Source organism: Chromobacterium sp. IRSSSOUMB001 (genome assembly GCF_023507765.1).
GTDB lineage: Bacteria > Pseudomonadota > Gammaproteobacteria > Burkholderiales > Chromobacteriaceae > Chromobacterium > Chromobacterium haemolyticum.
In genome coordinates, this window is sequence record NZ_JALCYU010000018.1 from 82,475 (window position 1) to 99,234 (window position 16,760).

General features: G+C 65.3%; 16 protein-coding genes. 7 read left to right on the forward strand and 9 right to left on the reverse strand.

Annotation, left to right across the window (positions count from 1 at the left end; translation table 11 throughout):
* Positions 1–41 precede the first annotated feature (41 nt).
* Positions 42–647 carry a LysE family transporter gene (locus tag MOV80_RS20450; protein WP_107732710.1) on the reverse strand — a complete coding sequence of 202 codons (606 nt, stop codon included), beginning with the start codon at positions 645–647 and terminating at the stop codon, positions 42–44.
* Positions 648–747: 100 nt separating this feature from the next.
* On the opposite strand from MOV80_RS20450, the gene MOV80_RS20455 reads away from it, so the two are divergent.
* Positions 748–1,626 (forward strand): LysR substrate-binding domain-containing protein, encoded by an 879-nt coding sequence (locus MOV80_RS20455; RefSeq protein WP_107732709.1) that lies wholly within the window; start codon positions 748–750, stop codon positions 1,624–1,626.
* Here MOV80_RS20455 and MOV80_RS20460 read toward each other — a convergent pair.
* The 4 genes from MOV80_RS20460 to rtcR all read right to left on the reverse strand — a co-directional run bounded on the left by MOV80_RS20460 (position 1,616) and on the right by rtcR (position 5,111).
* Complete coding sequence (locus MOV80_RS20460; RefSeq protein ID WP_043593807.1) at positions 1,616–2,026, reverse strand: hemerythrin domain-containing protein; 411 nt, start codon at positions 2,024–2,026, stop codon at positions 1,616–1,618. The genes MOV80_RS20455 and MOV80_RS20460 overlap by 11 nt on opposite strands.
* Entirely contained in the window at positions 2,023–3,111 is a 1,089-nt protein-coding gene (locus MOV80_RS20465) for a hypothetical protein (RefSeq protein ID WP_107732708.1), read from the reverse strand. The genes MOV80_RS20460 and MOV80_RS20465 overlap by 4 nt, the downstream gene beginning before the upstream one ends.
* Positions 3,108–3,440 (reverse strand): metal-sulfur cluster assembly factor, encoded by a 333-nt coding sequence (locus MOV80_RS20470; RefSeq protein WP_019102060.1) that lies wholly within the window; start codon positions 3,438–3,440, stop codon positions 3,108–3,110. Before MOV80_RS20470 ends, MOV80_RS20465 begins: the two co-directional genes overlap by 4 nt.
* Before the next feature lie 78 nt (positions 3,441–3,518).
* Positions 3,519–5,111 (reverse strand): RNA repair transcriptional activator RtcR, encoded by a 1,593-nt coding sequence (gene rtcR / locus MOV80_RS20475; protein ID WP_107732707.1) that lies wholly within the window; start codon positions 5,109–5,111, stop codon positions 3,519–3,521.
* A gap of 534 nt (positions 5,112–5,645) precedes the next feature.
* On the opposite strand from rtcR, the gene MOV80_RS20480 reads away from it, so the two are divergent.
* From MOV80_RS20480 to MOV80_RS23505, 4 genes are all read left to right on the forward strand, one after another.
* Positions 5,646–6,872: an RtcB family protein gene (locus MOV80_RS20480; protein WP_107732706.1), complete on the forward strand. Its 1,227-nt coding sequence runs from the start codon at positions 5,646–5,648 to the stop codon at positions 6,870–6,872.
* Positions 6,873–7,388: 516 nt separating this feature from the next.
* Positions 7,389–8,213, forward strand: coding sequence for a nucleotidyltransferase domain-containing protein (locus tag MOV80_RS20485; protein ID WP_107732705.1), 825 nt, complete (start codon positions 7,389–7,391; stop codon positions 8,211–8,213).
* A gap of 103 nt (positions 8,214–8,316) precedes the next feature.
* The gene (locus MOV80_RS20490; RefSeq protein WP_019102064.1) at positions 8,317–8,949 is read left to right on the forward strand and encodes a lytic polysaccharide monooxygenase auxiliary activity family 9 protein; all 633 of its coding nucleotides are present in this window, start codon (positions 8,317–8,319) and stop codon (positions 8,947–8,949) included.
* Between the two features lie 67 nt (positions 8,950–9,016).
* Complete coding sequence (locus MOV80_RS23505) at positions 9,017–10,447, forward strand: glycosyl hydrolase family 18 protein (protein ID WP_107732704.1); 1,431 nt, start codon at positions 9,017–9,019, stop codon at positions 10,445–10,447.
* A gap of 80 nt (positions 10,448–10,527) precedes the next feature.
* Here MOV80_RS23505 and MOV80_RS20505 read toward each other — a convergent pair whose 3' ends face one another.
* Together MOV80_RS20505 and MOV80_RS20510 are read right to left on the reverse strand one after the other, a co-directional pair.
* Positions 10,528–11,562, reverse strand: coding sequence for an ABC transporter substrate-binding protein (locus MOV80_RS20505; protein ID WP_249605448.1), 1,035 nt, complete (start codon positions 11,560–11,562; stop codon positions 10,528–10,530).
* Between the two features lie 528 nt (positions 11,563–12,090).
* Complete coding sequence (locus MOV80_RS20510) at positions 12,091–12,675, reverse strand: cupin domain-containing protein (RefSeq protein ID WP_081950505.1); 585 nt, start codon at positions 12,673–12,675, stop codon at positions 12,091–12,093.
* A gap of 137 nt (positions 12,676–12,812) precedes the next feature.
* Here MOV80_RS20510 and MOV80_RS20515 point away from each other — a divergent pair, with 137 nt between their 5' ends.
* Positions 12,813–14,768, forward strand: a complete 1,956-nt coding sequence (locus tag MOV80_RS20515) for an FAD-dependent oxidoreductase (protein WP_118268144.1) — start codon at positions 12,813–12,815, stop codon at positions 14,766–14,768.
* A gap of 6 nt (positions 14,769–14,774) precedes the next feature.
* Here the strand turns inward: MOV80_RS20515 and MOV80_RS20520 are convergent, their stop codons facing one another.
* On the reverse strand, positions 14,775–15,035 hold the full coding sequence (locus MOV80_RS20520) for a hypothetical protein (RefSeq protein ID WP_019102069.1): 261 nt from the start codon (positions 15,033–15,035) through the stop codon (positions 14,775–14,777).
* A gap of 21 nt (positions 15,036–15,056) precedes the next feature.
* Positions 15,057–15,587: an NAD(P)H-dependent oxidoreductase gene (locus MOV80_RS20525; protein WP_205422944.1), complete on the reverse strand. Its 531-nt coding sequence runs from the start codon at positions 15,585–15,587 to the stop codon at positions 15,057–15,059.
* A 94-nt stretch (positions 15,588–15,681) separates the two neighbouring features.
* On the opposite strand from MOV80_RS20525, the gene MOV80_RS20530 reads away from it, so the two are divergent.
* Positions 15,682–16,617, forward strand: coding sequence for a LysR family transcriptional regulator (locus MOV80_RS20530; RefSeq protein ID WP_107732701.1), 936 nt, complete (start codon positions 15,682–15,684; stop codon positions 16,615–16,617).
* The last annotated feature ends 143 nt before the right edge of the window (positions 16,618–16,760 follow it).

The following is a 16,760-nucleotide window of genomic DNA, read 5'->3' on the forward strand; positions in this document are numbered from 1 at the left end:
TTGCCAGACAAAAGGACCTGCTTGATGACAAATGGGCGGTTTCAGCGCAGGGCCAGCGCGGTGCCCAGGCCGATCAAGGCGCAGCCTATGATCCGGTTTAAGCCGTGCTGGCGGCGCAGCATGCCGGCGTGCAGCCGCGGCTGAGTAAACAGCAAGGCCACCAGCGCGAACCAGGCCAGATGCGCGGCGGAGATGAATAGCCCGTAGCCCGCGCGCAGCGACAGCGGCGTGTCCGCGTTCACCGCCTGACTGAACAGGCTGAGCACGAACAGCGAAGTCTTGGGATTCAGCGCATTGCACAGCAGGCCGGCGCGCAGCGCGGCCCAGGCGCTTTGCCGGCGGTCCCTCTCCGCGGGGCCGGCGGCCAGCGGCGGCTGGACGAAGGTGCGGTAGCCGATGTAGAGCAAGTAGGCGGCGCCCAGCAGCTTGAATCCGGCCAGCAGCCAGGGCGTGCGGCTGAGCAGCAGGCTGACGCCCAGCAGCGCGCACAGCACATGGAATTGCACGCCCAGCGCGATGCCGAAGGCGCCCAGCAGACCGTGGCCGCGCCCGTATTGCAGGCTGTTGCGGGTGATGACAGCGAAGTCGGCGCCGGGGCTGATCACGGCGAGCAGGGTAAGCAGGGCTACGGTCAGGAGTTCGTTCATCGCGATAAGGCTTTCAGAAGAAGACGCCGCGATTGTCGCGGGCTTGGCGCGCGGGGAAAATCGATTTATTGTCCTTGCATTGAGTGAGGAAAAGTCACAGATGAGCTATCGCATTCCGGCCTTGACCGCCGTCCGCGCCTTTGAAGCCGCCGCTCGCCACGGCAGCTTCGTCAAGGCGGCCGCGGAACTGTGCGTGACCCACGGCGCGGTCAGCCGCCAGGTCAAGCAATTGGAGGAGGGGCTGGGCGTGGCCCTGTTCGAACGGCGCAACCGGGCGGTGTTTCTGACCGCGGCCGGCGAGAGCTTCCGCCAAAGCTGCGCCGAGGCCTTGCGCGTGCTGGAGCAGGGCGCGGCCCGCGCGCAGCGGCAAGCGGACGCGCCGCTGCGGCTGTCCTGCGAACCCACCATTGCGATGCGCTGGTTGATTCCGCGGCTGCCGGCTTTCCAGGCCGAACATCCCGACATCGAGTTGCTGCTGTCCGCCGCCGGCGGGAAAGTCGATTTTTCCTCACAGAGAATCGACCTGGCGCTGCGTCGAGACGACAGCGGCTGGGGCCTGGGCGATCACGTGGCCGAAGTAGCGCGGGAGCGGATGGGGCCGGTGTGCGCGCCGGCGCGGCTGCTGGTCGCGGGCGGAGATTGGCGCGCCTTGCCCCTGCTGCACGCGGACAGCCGGCCGGCGGCCTGGAGCCGCTGGTTGGCGGCGCAGGGCGTGGAGGCTGCGGGAGAGGCTGGGCGTTTCGAACATTTTTACCTCAGCTTGCAGGCGGCCGAAGCGGGAATGGGCCTGGCCATCGCCTCGCTCTATATGGCGGCGGACGCGCTGAGGCTGGGCCAGTTGACGGCGCCGGCCGGCTTTTGCGAGGACGGCTCCGGCTATGTGCTGTTGTCGTCGAGGCCGTTCGACGGCGACGCGCGTCGGCGGGCGGTGCTGGAGTGGCTGCGCCGGCAGATGGCGCTGGATTTGCCTAGGGGCTGAGCGCCGCGCCGTCGGCCGCAGGCAGACAAGCCTGAAAACGTTCGAACAGCTCGCGCTCCTCAAAGCGCACGTGAGCTTCCATCAACTGGGCGAAGCGCGCCAGCGCGGCTGCTTGCGGCGTGGCCAATTCCGCGATCAGCTCGCGCAGCCGGCGGTGTTCGTCCAGGGCGCGGGCGGCCAGCGCCGCGTGCTCGGTCTGCGCCAGCCGCGGCAACAACGCTGTTTCTTCTTCCGCGAAATGCCGTTCCAGCGCGTCGGCGCTCCAGGCGCGCAGCGCGGCGGCCAATTGCGCTTGCCGTTCCGGGTCGCCGGACTCGGCGGCCAGCCGGGCCTGGCGCGCCATTTTCAAGGCGTGATGGTGTTCGCGGGACAATTCCTGCAAGGCGGGGTGTCGCTTCATGAGGTGGGTTCTTTCCGGAGTCTATCCGCCGGGGCGCGGCCGCGCCGCAAGCTGCTTAGCAGCAGGACGACGAAAAACAGCAGGGTCAGCGCATTGAGCAGGCCGGCCGCGCGCCGCCAGGCGAAAGCGCCCAGCATGCCGTACAGCCGCAGCAGCAAGGACAGGTGCAGGGCCGCCAGCGGCGCGTAGAACAGCGGGCGGTAAGGCAGCTTCAGCCGCGTCAGCGCGGGAATGATGATGGGTGCGTGGCCGAACACCATGGAAAACACAAAGCCCAGGCCCGCCGCGTGCAAAGCCGCGTCGCGCCAGGGATGGCCGGGCAGCAGCGCGCCGGCCAGGCCCAAGGCGCCGGCCACTGCCAGCCAGCCGTAGCCGCAGAGCAGGGCGACGGCGATGTAGCGGGTCAGCCCCCGCTGGCGCGCGTTGCGCCGGGCGATGTCGTGTCGCAGCAACCAGACGGCCAGCGCCAACAAGGCCGCCGCGTACAGCCGCAGACCGGCGTCCGGCCGCCACAGGGATAGCGCCGCGCCGCCGCCCAGCGCCAGGGCCGCCAGCGCGAAGCCGCGCCGGGCCGAGGGCGCAAGCGGCAGCAAGCGGGTCAGCTCCAGCCGTTCGCCGGCAATGGTCAGAATCAGGAAGGCCAGCCACCAGGGGATGGCCGCCTGCAAATCGCCGCCCAGCAACCAGGCCAGGCTGCCGATCAGCCAGCACAGCGCGGCGGCGGCCAGGGTCAGAGTGAAAGCGGCGGCCTGACGCCTCAGCACCTGGACGCCGCCGGCCAGCAAGACAACCGCGGCCAGCGTCTGCAGCAACTGCGCCGTCAGCGGCGGCAGGCCGGCGATCAGGCTCAGGCCGGACAGTCCCGCGGCAGCCGGCGCAAGCAAGGCCCACCGGCGGTTCAAGGCCACCGCCCGCTCCAGGCTGATTACCCCGCCGAAGAACGCGCCTATCATCAGCGCGCCGTGCCAACCGGCCAGCGCAGCGGTCGCGGCGGGGACTGCCCAGCCCAGGCGAGCCAGGCCGGCCAGCGCGCCGCAGAGCAGGGACAGCGCGGCCAGGCCCAGCCAGGGCAGCCGGGCGCTCATGCCCGCCAGCCGAAATGGCGGCGGCTGTCCTCGCTCATCCTTTCCGGCGACCAGGCCGGCTCCCAAACCAAGTTGACATGGATGCGGCGCTGCGGGGGCAGGCCGTGGGTGAGCGCGAATTCCACTTCATCCATGATCATTTCGCCCATGGGGCAGGCGGGCGAGGTCATGGTCATCTCGATCAACAAATGTTCGGCTTGCGGGTCGATGCGATAGACCAGGCCAAGGTCGATGATGTTGACGCCGATTTCCGGGTCTATGACCTGGCGCAGCAAGTTGCGCGCCAAGTCCACTTCCTGTTGCTGTTCGGTTGAGAGCGGGTCCGGCATGGTGGTCGCCTTTTAAGGTATATATTTTTTACACCTTATGAATGCTACGCTGGCGGCGGCGGACGGGCAATAGGCCGTTCAGCCTAAATCGCGGCGGCGCACCTGCTCCCAATCCAGGCCGAAGCGCGCCAGATATTTGCGCAGCCGGTCCGCGTCGTTGGGCTGGCTTTTGAGCTGACGCGAGGCGGCGAACAGCCGGCGGCCGGCCTCGGATAGCGAGGCGGCGTCGCGGCAGATGCGCAGCACGCCTTCCAATTGCATGCGGTCGAACAGGTCAAGCCGCGTCAGACGCTCCGGGTCCAGCGCCGCCAAGGCTTCGTCCGGCGCTTGCTCTTGCCAACCGTGGCGCAGCCGCGCGATTTCCTCGTTGACGCCTTCTTCGTCAATGCGGCCGGCGTCGGCCAGCGTGGCCATCCGCGTGACCGAGGCGGACAGCTCGCGGAAATTGCCTTGCCAGCGCGCTTGCGGAGACGCGGCGAAGGCGAGGTAGGCGCGGCGCGCCTCGGCGTTGAAGCGGGCGCGCTGGCCGTGCTGCTCGGCGTGGCGCGCCAGTTCGAACTCCAGATTGGGTTCGATGTCCTCGCGGCGTTCGGCCAGGCCGGGCAAGTCGAAGCTCCATAGATTGATGCGCGCGTACAAATCCTCTCGGAAACGGCCGGCCCGCACCCATTGGCGCAAGTCCCGCACCGTGCCGCAGATCAGCTGGAAATTGCTGTGCACCTCGCAATCGCCGCCAAAAGGGAAGAAGCGTTTCTCCTCTATGGCCTTGAGCAGCATCGCCTGTTCGTCCAGTCCCAGTTCGCCTATCTCGTCCAGAAACAGCATGCCGCCATCCGCGCTGCGCAACAGGCCGAAGCGTTCCGCGTGCGCGCCGGTGAAGGCGCCCTTCACATGGCCGAACAAGGCCGACATCGCGCTGTCGCCGCGCAGGGTGGCGCAATTGACCTCGACAAAGCGGCCGTCCAGTCGATGGCGCGTCTTTTTCAGCTGGTAGAGCCGGCGCGCCAGCTGGCTCTTGCCCGCGCCGGTGGGGCCGCTGAGCAGGATGGGCGCGTCGGAGCGCACAGCCACTCGCTCGATCTGCTCGATCAGGCGATTGAAGCGCGGGTTGCGGGTGGCGATGCCGGACTTGAGAAAGGACACGGTGTCGTCGCTCTCCTGGCGGAAACGTTGCGCGATCTGATCGTAGCGCGACAGATCCAGGTCGATGAGGCTGACCTCGCCGGCCAGGCGCTGGCCCTGGCGCGCCGGCGAGCTTTGCAGCAGCCGCGCCGGCAGGTGGCGGGATTCGGTGAGCAGAAACCAGCAAATCTGCGCCACGTGGGTGCCGGTGGTGATGTGGACCAGATAGTCCTCGCGTTCGGTGTCGAAAGCGTAGCGCGCGGCGAAGTCGTGCAGCGCCGCGTACATCTCCTCGAAATCCCATGGGTCTTGCAGATTGACCGGATGCAGCCGAACCTCGGTGCCCGGCGACACAGCGGCGATGTCCTGCGCCGTCAGCTGCGCCAGCCGCGAATGATGGTTGTCGTGCAGCAACTCCAGCCGCCGCAGCGGCATGTTGGGCTGGGCGCAAATGCCCACCGAGGGCCGCCATTTTTTCCAGCGCTCGGCGCCGTGGCCGCGCCGGTCCAGCACCGTGCCCAGGAAACCAATCACCACTCTCTCGCGCATATATTATCTATTTGGATAATTGAATAGATTATTTTATCAAAAAAGACTTGGCTGTGTTTCTTCAAAATCCGGAGATTGGTTGCCTCGTGGAAGGTTTGTTATTGTTTAATCAATGGTTTGTTGGTTTTATTTCGAGTTGTCTTCAAGCTGGCACGATTCTGGCAATAAGCGAAATGGGTGCGGAGGCGCAAGCCTGTCCGCCCTTGGGGCGAAGCGCGCCGGCAGCGCGCTAAGAACCTGTTCACGATCTGCTGCGCTTCGTGAAGCGTTGCACGGTGAGTACAAGCTCAAAATGCTTCATGTGCCACGTGTACATTCCGCTTTTCGCTCGTTTTCGCCTTGTCTCGCTCTTGCTCGCGAGATCGTGAGCAGGCTCTAAGACCCGCTAACAAAACCCCTGATCCTGAGTCGCGCCGACTTGTACTGTAGCTTCGCAGAAACTTCGTTTTCTGCGTCGGCGCGCCTTGGCTCAGGTAGGCTGCGCGGTTTTGTTAGCGGCTCTAAAAACAGATATGCACAAAGAAAGACAAGAATATGACCGTGAATCCCTACCAAACCCTGCAAGCGCCCAATGGCGCGCCAATCAAGATGTGGACGCAAGGCGTCCCGGTGGAGGACGCCGCGCGCGAGCAACTGCTGCAAACCGCGCAGCTGCCTTTTATCTTCCGGCACCTGGCGGTGATGCCGGACGTGCATCTGGGCAAGGGCTCCACCATCGGCAGCGTGATCCCCACCGTGGGCGCCGTCATTCCGGCGGCGGTGGGCGTGGACATCGGCTGCGGAATGATGGCTGCGCGTACCACGCTGAGCGCCGCGGATTTGCCGGACCAACTGGGCGGCTTGCGCGGCGCCATCGAAGCCGCCGTGCCGCACGGCCGCAGTTCCCCCCGCTCCGGGCGGGACAAGGGCGCCTGGCAGCGACCGCCGGCCGGCGTGGACGCCGCCTGGGCGCGGCTGCTGCCGGGCTTCGACCTCATCGCGGCCAAATATCCCAAGCTGGCGAAAACCAATAACCACCTCCACCTGGGCACGCTGGGCACCGGCAATCACTTCGTCGAAGTGTGCCTGGACGAGGCGGACCGGGTCTGGTTCATGCTGCACTCCGGTTCGCGCGGCGTGGGAAACGCCATCGGCAACCTGTTCATTGAACTGGCCCAGGCGGATATGCGCCGGCACATCGCCAACTTGCCGCACCGCGAACTGGCCTACTTCGAAGAAGGCAGCCCTCATTTCAACGACTACGTGGAAGCCGTGGGTTGGGCTCAGGACTATGCGCGTCAAAACCGTCAACTGATGATGCGCCATGTGGTGGACGCCGCGCGCGGCGTGATCGCCAAGCCCTTCGACGCCGAAGTGGAAGCAGTGAACTGCCACCACAACTACGTGCAGCGCGAGACCCACTTTGGCCGAGACGTGCTAGTCACGCGCAAGGGCGCGGTGGCCGCCCACAAGGGCCAGCTGGGCATCATCCCCGGCTCCATGGGCGCCAAGAGCTTCATCGTGCGCGGCCTGGGCAATAAGGAGGCCTTCTGTTCCTGCAGCCACGGAGCCGGCCGCGCGATGAGCCGCACCGAAGCCAAGCGCCGTTTCGATCTGGAAGACCAGCGGCGCGCCACCGCCCACGTGGAATGCCGCAAGGACGCCGACGTGATCGACGAAATCCCGATGGCTTACAAAGACATCGACGCGGTAATGGCGGCGCAGTCCAGCCTGGTGGAAGTGGTGCATACCTTGCGCCAGGTGGTCTGCGTGAAAGGGTGAAGGCCCGTTCCCAGTCCGGCGCGCGCGTTTTTTAACGCTCTTTGCTAGCCGTTTGGCGGGTGCGCGGCGGACATTGAACAGGTTCAAAGAGCGTGTTTGCGGTCTTGCGAGCAAGGGCGAAACAGGGCGAAAACGGGCGAAAACGGGCGAAAAAGCGGAATGTACGAGTGGTGCATGAGCATTTCGCGGCGGCATTCGCCGTGTGGCGTCTCTCTGCGCGGAGCGGATCGAAAATAGGTTCTAGTAGCGGCTAACAAACCCCTGATGCGGCGTTGCGCCGATTTGCCTCAGGCGTGAAACGAACCATGTTAGCCGCGCTAAGAACGTGTTTACGATCTCGCGAGCTAAGGCGAGACAAGGCGAAAACGGCTGAGAAAGCGGAATGTACGCGTGGTACATGAGCATTTCGAAGGCGTTTTCAACGCCGTATTGCCGACGCGCAGCAGATCGTAAACAGGTTCTAAAGAAAGGCGCCGACAGGGCTGGAGGCCCTGCGGCGGCCTGGAGACAGAGACAATGCGAGAATTTTTATTTCAACACCCGCTGGAAGACGCGATGCGCGAGCGGGTGCGGCGCGAACTGGACGCGCTGGAACGGCGGCACCGGGTGCGGGTGCTCTACGCCTGCGAATCCGGCAGCCGCGCCTGGGGCTTTCCGTCGCCGGACAGCGATTACGACGTGCGCTTCATCTACGTGCACGAGCCGGAATGGTATCTGCGCGTGATGCCGCAGCGCGACGTGATCGAACTGCCGATCAACGATGAGCTGGACATCAGCGGCTGGGAGTTGCGCAAGGCGCTGCGCCTGCTGCAAGGCTCCAACCCCACGCTGTGCGAATGGCTGCAATCGCCGCTGGTGTACCGGGCGGACCCGCAGGCCTTGCGCCTGCTGCGCGGCTTGGCGCCGGACTTCCGCTCGGACCTCAAGTGCCGCTGGCACTACCTGGCGATGGCGCGCAAGAACTTCAACGCCCACCTGCAGGGCGACAGTATCTGTCTGAAAAAATACCTGTACGTGCTGAGGGCTTTGCTGGCCGTGCGCTGGCTGGACGCCGGGCGCGGCATGCCGCCGACGCGCTTCGCCCAACTGGCGGCCGGGGTTGTGGACGACGCCGAGCTGGCGGTTGAGATCGACCGCCTGTTGGCGGTGAAGATAGCCTGCGGCGAGTCCATGCGCGGACCGCGCCGCCCGCGCATCCATGCCTTCATCGAACAGCAGCTGGCGGCGGCGGAACCCGCGCCGGCGCTGCCAACGCCCTGTGGAGACAGCGCGCAGCTGGACCAGGCGCTGTGGCGGCTGGCCAGGCCGCTAGACCATGAATTGGGATTGGTGTCCAGCTGAAAGGACAGCATTGCGTATTCCATCGGGATAATAAGATGTTGGCGGCAGGCAGTTCGGCTCGCGCCGGCCGCCGCCGTCCTGACATCAACCCGGGGGTATCCTGATGAGCTACACCAATGTCGAATCCAGACCTGGCCAACAGTCGCGCCATGGCCAAGTGTTCAAGCCGGAATCGCGCGGCCAGCTTTGCGTGGACGGCGTCAACGCCCAGTGCCCGTTGCAAAGCTGGCAGGTCAACGGCCTGGAAGGCGGCAAATTCTTCCCCGCCATCGCGGGCGGCCTGCGCGACCCGCTGGCGCCGGACGACGTGGCCAATGTGGCGCCGCCGGCGGACGGCAAGATCGCCAGCGCCGGCCAGGCCTTCGCCGCGGTGCTGGACGAGCAGAGCGCCGAGCGTTGGCACAAGCACCCGGTCAAATCCGGCCAGACGCAGGAATTCCACTGGAGCTACCACGCCGTCCATCTGACCCGGCGCTGGAACTACTTCATCACCAAGCCCGGCTGGAATCCCAACCAGCCGCTGAGTCGCGCCCAGTTTGAATCCGAACCCTTCTACAAAGTGGAACTGACCGCCCAGCCGTATTGGTCCCACGGCGCCGAACTGATGCCGCCGGACCCCACCATCCACAATGTCAGGCTGCCGGAACGCCAGGGCTACCACGTGGTGCTGGCGGTGTGGGAAGTGGCCGACACCGGCAACGCCTTCTATCAAGTGATCGACTTCGACTTCAGCTAATCAAGGCGCTTCTGGAAACGCGCGGCGGCCTAGGCCGCCGCCGTCGCCACCATGAAAGGAAGGGCAGATGAACCAATTCGCCAAGCCGGAACAGCGCGCGCTGAGCGACGACGCCGCATTGATGCCGGAGATTGAAGGCAACTTTTTGATGGGCTTCTGGCACAACTGGCCGTCGGAGCCGGGCAACGGCTATCAGGGCGGCCAATCCGCGGACCTGCCGTTGGCGGAAGCGCCGGCCGACTACAACATTGTGGCGGTGGCCTTCATGAAGGGCGCCGGCATTCCCACCTTCAAACCTTACAATCTGAGCGATCAAGCCTTCCGTGAACAAGTGGGCGAACTCAATCGCCAGGGGCGGGCGGTGTTGATCTCGCTGGGCGGCGCGGACGCCCACATCGAACTGCATGCGGGGCAAGAGCAAGCGCTGGCCGACGAAATCATCCGGCTGGTGGAAACCTACGGCTTTGACGGCCTGGACATCGACCTGGAGCAAAGCGCCATCGCCGCCGCCGACAACAGCGCGGTGATCCCCGCGGCGCTCAAGCGGGTCAAAGACCATTACGCCGCCCAGGGCCGGCATTTCATCATCAGCATGGCGCCGGAATTCCCCTACCTGAAAGTGGGCGACAAATACGCGCCGTATCTTGCCGCGCTGGACGGTTACTACGACTTCATCGCCCCGCAGTACTACAACCAGGGCGGCGACGGCGTCTGGGTGGACGAACTGAACGCCTGGCTGTCCCAGGACAACCAGGAACAAAAGGAAGATTTCCTTTACTACCTGACGGATAGCCTGGTCAACGGCACCCGCGGCTTCCTGCGCATACCGGCGGACAAGTTCGCCATCGGCTTGCCGGCCAACAACGACGCCGCCGCCACCGGCTTCGTGGCGGACCCCGGCGCGGTTTACCGCGCCTTTAGCCGCTTGGCCGCCGACGGCAACCCCATCCGCGGCTTGATGACCTGGTCCGTCAACTGGGACGCCGGGCATAACGCCGAAGGCCGGCCCTATGACTGGGGCTTTGTCCGCGACTACGCCGAACTGATCCACGGCGGCGGCGAAGGCGGCCGTCCCGGCGCGCCGCAAAACCTCAAAGTGGACAGCCGCAGCGACACCGCCATCAGCCTGAGTTGGGAAGCCTCGCAAGGCGGCGAGCACGCGGTGACGCATTACCAGCTGCACCGCGACGACCAGCCGGCGGGCGAAACCAGCGCGCTCAACTATCTGGACAGCGGCCTGCGGCCCGGCACCGCCTACCGCTATTTCGTCACCGCGCTGGATGCCGAGGGCCAGGCCTCCGGTCCCAGCAACAGCGTGACCGCCAGCACCACCGGCGGCGATCCGGGGCCGGAATTTCCCGAGTGGCTGAACGAACACGACTACCAAGTGGGCGACGGCGTCAGCTATCAGGGCCTGCATTACCGCTGCTTGCAGGCGCACCGGTCCAACCCCGGCTGGACGCCGGACGTAGCCTTCACTCTGTGGGGGCTGGCCTGAGTCGAGCCTGGCGGCCCGCCGTCGCGGCGGCGGGCCTTGTTGGGAACTGGCGAAATGCGCGGTGGATCGCCCGCCGCTGTTTATGGCCGCTTGGCCGCCCAACTGGCGAAGCGCTGCTCCAGCGCCTCGCCGTTATCGGTCCAGAACGCGGCGTCCATCGCCAGAGATCCGGCCATATTGGCCGGGTGGCTGGGCAAGTCGGCCTGGACCGCGGCCGGCAGCAGGCTAAGCGCCTTGCGGTTGCTGGGGCCGTAAGGCATCTGCTCCGAATACAGCTTTTGCTGTTCCGGCCGGCTGGCGAAGGCGATGAACTTCAGCGCCTCGTCCTTGTTGGGCGAGCCCTTGGGAATGGCCCAGTAGCTGAACTCGCTGATGTTGTTAAGCCATACCATCTTCAGCTTGCGGCCCTCGCGCCGCGCCAGGCTGATGCGGCCGTTGTAGGAAGAACTCATCACCACGTCGCCGGACAACAAGTATTGCGGCGGTTGGGCACCGCTCTCCCACCACTGGATATAAGGCTTGAGTTGATCCAGCTTGCGAAAGGCGCGGTCCACCCCGGCCGGCGTGGATAGGATCTTGTAGACCTGGGCAGGCGGCACGCCGTCCGCCAGCAGCGCGATCTCCAGCGTGTAGGGCGCGCCGCGGCGCAAAGCCCGCTTGCCGGGGAAGCGCTTCACATCCCAGAAATCGCGCCAGCTTTGCGGCGCGGTTTTTAGTTTGTCCTCGTTGTAAGCCAGCACCATGGAGGCCAGAAACATGCCGATGGCGCAAGGCTGGGCCGCGCCCGGCACGAAGTCGGCCTTGTCGCCTATCCGCTTGTAATCCAGCTTTTCCAGCAGGCCCTCCTCACAGCCGCGCCCCTGCGCCGCGGCGTCCACCTCCACCGCGTCCCAGCGCGCGCGGCCGGTGGCCGCCATCGCCTTGATCTTGGCGAACTCGCCGTTCCAGGCGTCCGCGACGATGCGCACGCCGCTTTGACGCTGATAGGGCGTGTAATAGGCGCGCGACTGCGCCGCCTGGTTTTCGCCGCCGTAGGACACCACCACCAGTTCGCTGGCGGAGGCGACGCCGCCGGCCAGCAGGCTGGCGGCGATGCTCAGATACGTCAGTTTCATGACCAATCTCCTCTTATGCCGGCGGGGCCGGCTTAGATCCGCTAACCAAACCCCTGATCCTGTGTTGCGCCGACTTGTCGTACGACTTGTACTGCCTGCGTCGGTGCGCCTTGGCTCAGGTTCTCTGCGTGGTTTTGTTAGCGGCTTTTAGCCTTGCCGGATTGAACAGTCTAGGAATTGATCAAAAAACTGTAAAATTTATTTTAATTTTATTAAAAATTTGTTGCGGTATCGGCTGGCCTTGAGCGGGCCAGGCGCTGCGCAAGCCAGCGCGGAATAAGATGAAAGCCGCTGCGGGAGCGGCTTTGCTAAGGGCGCGTGGGTATGTCGAAGCGGCACTCGCCGTGCCATGTCTCACGACGCGCAGCAGATCGTAAACAGGCTCTCAGAGCCTGTTCAAAGTCTCGCGAGCAAGAGCGAGACAAGGCGAAAACGGCTGAGGAAGCGGAATGTACACGTGGTACATGAGCATTCTGAAGATGGTTTCAACGCCGTATCGCTGAAGCGCAGCAGACTTTGGCCTGGTTCTCAGAAGCTGGGCGGAGTAATCACCCAGATCACAATGGCCTCGCCGCTGCCCGGATTGCGGTAGCGGTGCGGCTCGCTGCTGGAATAGGCGAAGCTGTCGCCCTGTTCCAGATGGAACTGGCGCTCGCCCACAAACAGCTCCAGCGAGCCCTTGAGCACAAAGCCGGCTTCCTCGCCGTTGTGGCTATAGCCCTCGTCGCAGCTGGCGCCGGGCGGGATCAGGCAATGGATCATCTCCAGCTGGCGCTGGTTCCGGGGCGTCAGCAAGTGGTCGACGAAGCCGCTCTGGTAGTCCAGCCGCGGCCGCTGCTCGCGGCGCACGATGTAGTCCTTCTCATCCTCGGCCTGCTCGGCGGGGTCGTTGAAAAACCATTGCACCGTTACCCCCAGGCTGCGCGCGATATTGACCAGCGCGTTGATGGATGGCTGGGCCAGCTCGCGTTCTATCAGGCTGATGTGGCCCACGGACAGGCCACTGGTTTCGGCCAGCCGGCTCAGCGTCAGGCCCTGGCGCTTGCGCAGTTGGCGGATGCGCGCGCCCAGCTGCAGCGGGGCCTCGGCGGCGGATGTTGCGTTTTTGCTCACGATGAAATCCTGTGCGACGGCGCTTGGCCGCGGTTCATTCTTGAATTTTATTAAAAAAATTTGCAATAAATTTTAATTTAAGCAAAATCAAAGCGCCACGGCGATGGCGTCCGCCAACCCGATCAAAGGTCCACGCGATGAGCACCTTGTTCCCCTTGCTGTTCTCCCCGCTGCGCATCGGCCCGGCGCTGCTGAGGAATCGTATCATGTCCACCGGCCACGACACCGTGCTGCCGGAGGATGGCCGGGTCAGCCCGGCGCTGGTGGCCTACCACCGGGCGCGGGCGCGCGGCGGCGTCGGCCTGATCGTGCTGCAAGTCTCCGGCGTCCACGAAACCGCGCGCTACACCTCGCACGCCTTGATGGCCACCGACGACAGCTGCGTGCCCGGCTACCGTCAACTGGCCGAGGCCGTGCACGCCGAAGGCTGCAAGCTGTTTGCCCAGCTGTTCCACCCCGGCCGCGAAATCATGGAAAGCGCCGACGGCCTGCTGAGCGTGGCCTACGCGCCGTCGGCGACGCCCAGCGAGCGCTTCCACGTGCAGCCGCGCGCGCTGAGCCGCGAAATGATAGACGAAATCATCGCCGGCTACGGCGCGGCGGCGCGGCGGCTGCGCGCCGCCGGCGTGGACGGCGCCGAGATCGTCGCCAGCCACGGCTATTTGCCGGCGCAATTCCTCAACCCCCAAGTCAACCGCCGTGAAGACGGCTACGGCGGCGACGACGCCGGCCGGCTGCGCTTCCTGCGCGAAGCGGTAGCCGCCGCCCGCGCCGGCGGCGGGCCGGGCTTCGTGGTGGGCCTGCGCATCTCCGCCGGCGAGGAAGAAGGCGAGGGCATGGACGCCGAGCTGGCGCTGGCGGCGACGCGGGCGCTGGAGAGCGAATTGGACTACGTCAGCCTGGTGGCCGGCAGCTCCGCCACCTTGGGCGCGGCCATCCACATCGCGCCGCCGATGGCGTTGCCGGCCGCCTACCTGGCGGCGCAAGCGGCGCGCTTCAAGCGCGCGCTGAGCATCCCGGTGCTCTTGGCCGGGCGCATCAACCAGCCGCAGGAAGCAGAACAACTATTGGCCGGCGGGCAAGCCGACGGCTGCGGCATGACCCGCGCGCTGATCTGCGACCCGGAACTGCCGGCCAAGGCCGAGCAGGGCCGGCATGACGACATCCGCGCCTGCATAGGCTGCAATCAAGCCTGCATCGGCCGCTTCCACCGCGGCCTGCCCATCTCCTGCATCCAACACCCGCAAAGCGGCCGCGAACTGGAATACAGCGAACCGCGGCCGGCCGCCGCGCCGCGGCGAGTGCTGGTGGCCGGCGGCGGCCCGGCCGGCATGAAGGCGGCGGTGATCGCGGCGCAGCGCGGCCACCAGGTCAGCCTGTACGAAGCGGGCCCGCAACTGGGCGGCCAGGCGCTGCTGGCGCAACTGCTGCCCGGCCGCGCGGAATTTGGCGGCCTGATCACCAATCTGGAACGGGAACTGCAACTGGCCGGCGTGGAAGTGAAGCGCAACGTCAAGGTGGACCGCGAACTAGTGCGGCGGCTGGCCCCGGACGCGGTAGTGGTGGCCACCGGCGCGCGGCCGCGCTGGCCGGCGCTGGAAGGCGGCGGCGCAATGCAAGTGCTGGACGCCTGGCAAGTGCTGCGTGGCGAAGCGGTGAGGGGAGGCAAGGTGCTGGTGGGGGATTGGCGCTGCGACTGGATCGGCCCCGGCATTGCGCTGCGGCTGGCCGCCGCCGGCCACCAGGTGAGGCTGGCGGTCAACGGCACCCATGCCGGCGAAGCGCTGCAAATGTATGTGCGCGACCACCTCGCCGGCCAACTGCAGCGTGCCGGCGTGGCGGTAACGCCGTACGCGCGTCTGTACGGCCACGACGACGACAGCGTGTACCTGCTGCACACCGCCAGCGAGGAAGCGATGGTGGAAAGTGAAGTGGACTGCCTGGTGCTGTGTCAGGGGCACCAGGCCGAGGATGGTTTATTGGAGGAATTGAGCGGCTGCGGCGCCCAGCTGCACGCGATAGGCGATTGCCTGGCGCCGCGCACCGCGGAAGAAGCCATCTATGAAGGCATGCGGCTGGGCTGGCGTTTGTAGCCGCCGTCAGCCGGCGATATGCGCCGTCAGGCCGCTGGCGTCGGCAGCGACCTGCTCGCCCAAAGTGTGGCCGTCCGGGTAATCGCCGCCGTTTTGGCGACGGAAGGGAATCGGCGCTTCATCCCACACCCCAAGCAGCCTCCGCCGCCAGGCGTCCTTGGCCGCATCTATATCGGTGCCGGAAAGACGGTTGGCGTCGTACACCGCATGCGTGGGCAGCACCTCCATGCCGGGGTAGAACAGGCAGCCATGTGTCACGGGAAACAACAGTTGCTCCAGCGGTTGTCCTCATTGCGGTAGCCATAGGCGAAGCCGTAAAAACCTGTTTACGATCTGGCGAGCTAAGGCGAGACAAGGCGAAAACGGCTGAAGAAGCGGAATGTACATACGGTACATGAGCATTCTGAAGACGTTTTCAACGCCGTATCGCCAACGCGCAGCTGATCGTAAACAGGTTTTAAGCGTAGACTCGGTCAATCCAACCCTTGAGTAAGCGGGCAAGCCGTACCACCACAGCGGAAACAGCATGATCACCAAGTCCGCCGCCAGCAGTTTTTGCTGTTCGGCCGCCACATCGGCGCTCTGCCGGCCGCTGGCGTAAGCGTGCTGGGATTCGGAGATTAGGAACAGCCGCTGCGGGTTGAGCCGGTCCGGGAAATCCTGAGCGTCTGCGCCGGCTTTCCAGCCCATTGCGTAGAGGTCGGACTCCATGACCTCGCAGCCCTGCTGTTGCAAGGTCAGCCGCGCCAGCGCGGCGAATTGGGCGGTTAGCGACGCTGGGTCCGGGTGGGCGTGGATGATCAGGGCGTGTCGGTTCATGCGGCCTCCAAGCATTTAAAGGGGGAAAGCCGTCAGTCTGACGCGTGGTCAACAATCCGTGAAATCACGGTTTTTATTGCTTACTATTCATCAGATGGATACCAAACGACTCGACCTCAATCTGCTGGTAACGCTGGAAGCCTTACTGGTGGAACAGAACGTGACCCGCGCGGCCGCGCGGCTGAGCTTGAGCCAGCCGGCGGTGAGCGCGCAATTGAACCGCCTGCGCGAATTGTTTGACGATCCGCTGCTGGTGACCGTCCACCGCGGCATGTACCCCACGGCCAAGGCGCTGGAAATGTTCGAGCCCTTGCGCAAGGCGCTGAACGAAGTGCGCGCCACCGTGGCCGGACATCAGGACTTTGAACCGGCCAGCGCGGACCTTACCGTGGCTATCGCCTGCACCGATTACCTGCAAGCCGCGCTGCTGATTCCGCTGGCGCGGGAACTGCACAAAAGCGCGCCCGGCGTGCGGGTGGCGGTGCGCACGCTGGACCCGCACCGGCTAGAGGCGCAGCTGGAGCAAGGCGATCTGGACCTGGCGCTGCTCACCCCGCCGGCCGCCCCGTCCAAACTGAACAGCTGCCGGCTGTTTGACGAACACTATGTGCTGATTGGCCGCCGCGACCACCCCGCCCTGAAGGAAGGGCTGAGCGTGGAAGAATACGCGGCCTTGGACCACGTCATCGTGTCCTTGGACGGCAACGGCTTCTTCACCCCGGTGGACCGCACGCTGGCGGCGCTGGGCCTGCGCCGCAACGTGGCCTTGTCCGCCGCGTCCTTCCTGTTTGTACCGGAAATGGTGGCGCAGTCCGACTTTGTCGCGCTGGTGCCGCAGCGCCTGGTGCAAGACCGCTGCGACGCGCTAAAACAAGTGGAGTTTCCGCTGCCCACGGAAAGCTTTGAAGTGGGCATGGCCTGGCATGACCGCACCCAGCAGCACCCCGGCCATCGCTGGATGCGGGACTTCATCGTCACCCTGGTTAATGCTCAGGCGGGGTCGGCGGCTGACGCGGTGCCTTTGTCTTAGAGCCTGTTCAAAGTCTCTGAATAGAGCGGAGTGTGAGAAAATCCAGAGGTGAGAAAAAGCTACCCAAGCGATATCAGTCGCGAACAATTTGAAGTGATCAGACCACTTCAGTGACCAGACCACTTCTGGAAAGCGCGCGTAAG

What these genes read in the sequence shown, in the direction of transcription:
- MOV80_RS20450 (WP_107732710.1), bottom strand. Translation starts at nt 647, where the DNA reads ATGAACGAACTCCTGACCGTAGCCCTGCTTACCCTGCTCGCCGTGATC.
- MOV80_RS20455 (WP_107732709.1), top strand. Translation starts at nt 748, where the DNA reads ATGAGCTATCGCATTCCGGCCTTGACCGCCGTCCGCGCCTTTGAAGCC.
- MOV80_RS20460 (WP_043593807.1), bottom strand. Translation starts at nt 2,026, where the DNA reads ATGAAGCGACACCCCGCCTTGCAGGAATTGTCCCGCGAACACCATCAC.
- MOV80_RS20465 (WP_107732708.1), bottom strand. Translation starts at nt 3,111, where the DNA reads ATGAGCGCCCGGCTGCCCTGGCTGGGCCTGGCCGCGCTGTCCCTGCTC.
- MOV80_RS20470 (WP_019102060.1), bottom strand. Translation starts at nt 3,440, where the DNA reads ATGCCGGACCCGCTCTCAACCGAACAGCAACAGGAAGTGGACTTGGCG.
- rtcR (WP_107732707.1), bottom strand. Translation starts at nt 5,111, where the DNA reads ATGCGCGAGAGAGTGGTGATTGGTTTCCTGGGCACGGTGCTGGACCGG.
- MOV80_RS20480 (WP_107732706.1), top strand. Translation starts at nt 5,646, where the DNA reads ATGACCGTGAATCCCTACCAAACCCTGCAAGCGCCCAATGGCGCGCCA.
- MOV80_RS20485 (WP_107732705.1), top strand. Translation starts at nt 7,389, where the DNA reads ATGCGAGAATTTTTATTTCAACACCCGCTGGAAGACGCGATGCGCGAG.
- MOV80_RS20490 (WP_019102064.1), top strand. Translation starts at nt 8,317, where the DNA reads ATGAGCTACACCAATGTCGAATCCAGACCTGGCCAACAGTCGCGCCAT.
- MOV80_RS23505 (WP_107732704.1), top strand. Translation starts at nt 9,017, where the DNA reads ATGAACCAATTCGCCAAGCCGGAACAGCGCGCGCTGAGCGACGACGCC.
- MOV80_RS20505 (WP_249605448.1), bottom strand. Translation starts at nt 11,562, where the DNA reads ATGAAACTGACGTATCTGAGCATCGCCGCCAGCCTGCTGGCCGGCGGC.
- MOV80_RS20515 (WP_118268144.1), top strand. Translation starts at nt 12,813, where the DNA reads ATGAGCACCTTGTTCCCCTTGCTGTTCTCCCCGCTGCGCATCGGCCCG.
- MOV80_RS20525 (WP_205422944.1), bottom strand. Translation starts at nt 15,587, where the DNA reads ATGAACCGACACGCCCTGATCATCCACGCCCACCCGGACCCAGCGTCG.
- MOV80_RS20530 (WP_107732701.1), top strand. Translation starts at nt 15,682, where the DNA reads ATGGATACCAAACGACTCGACCTCAATCTGCTGGTAACGCTGGAAGCC.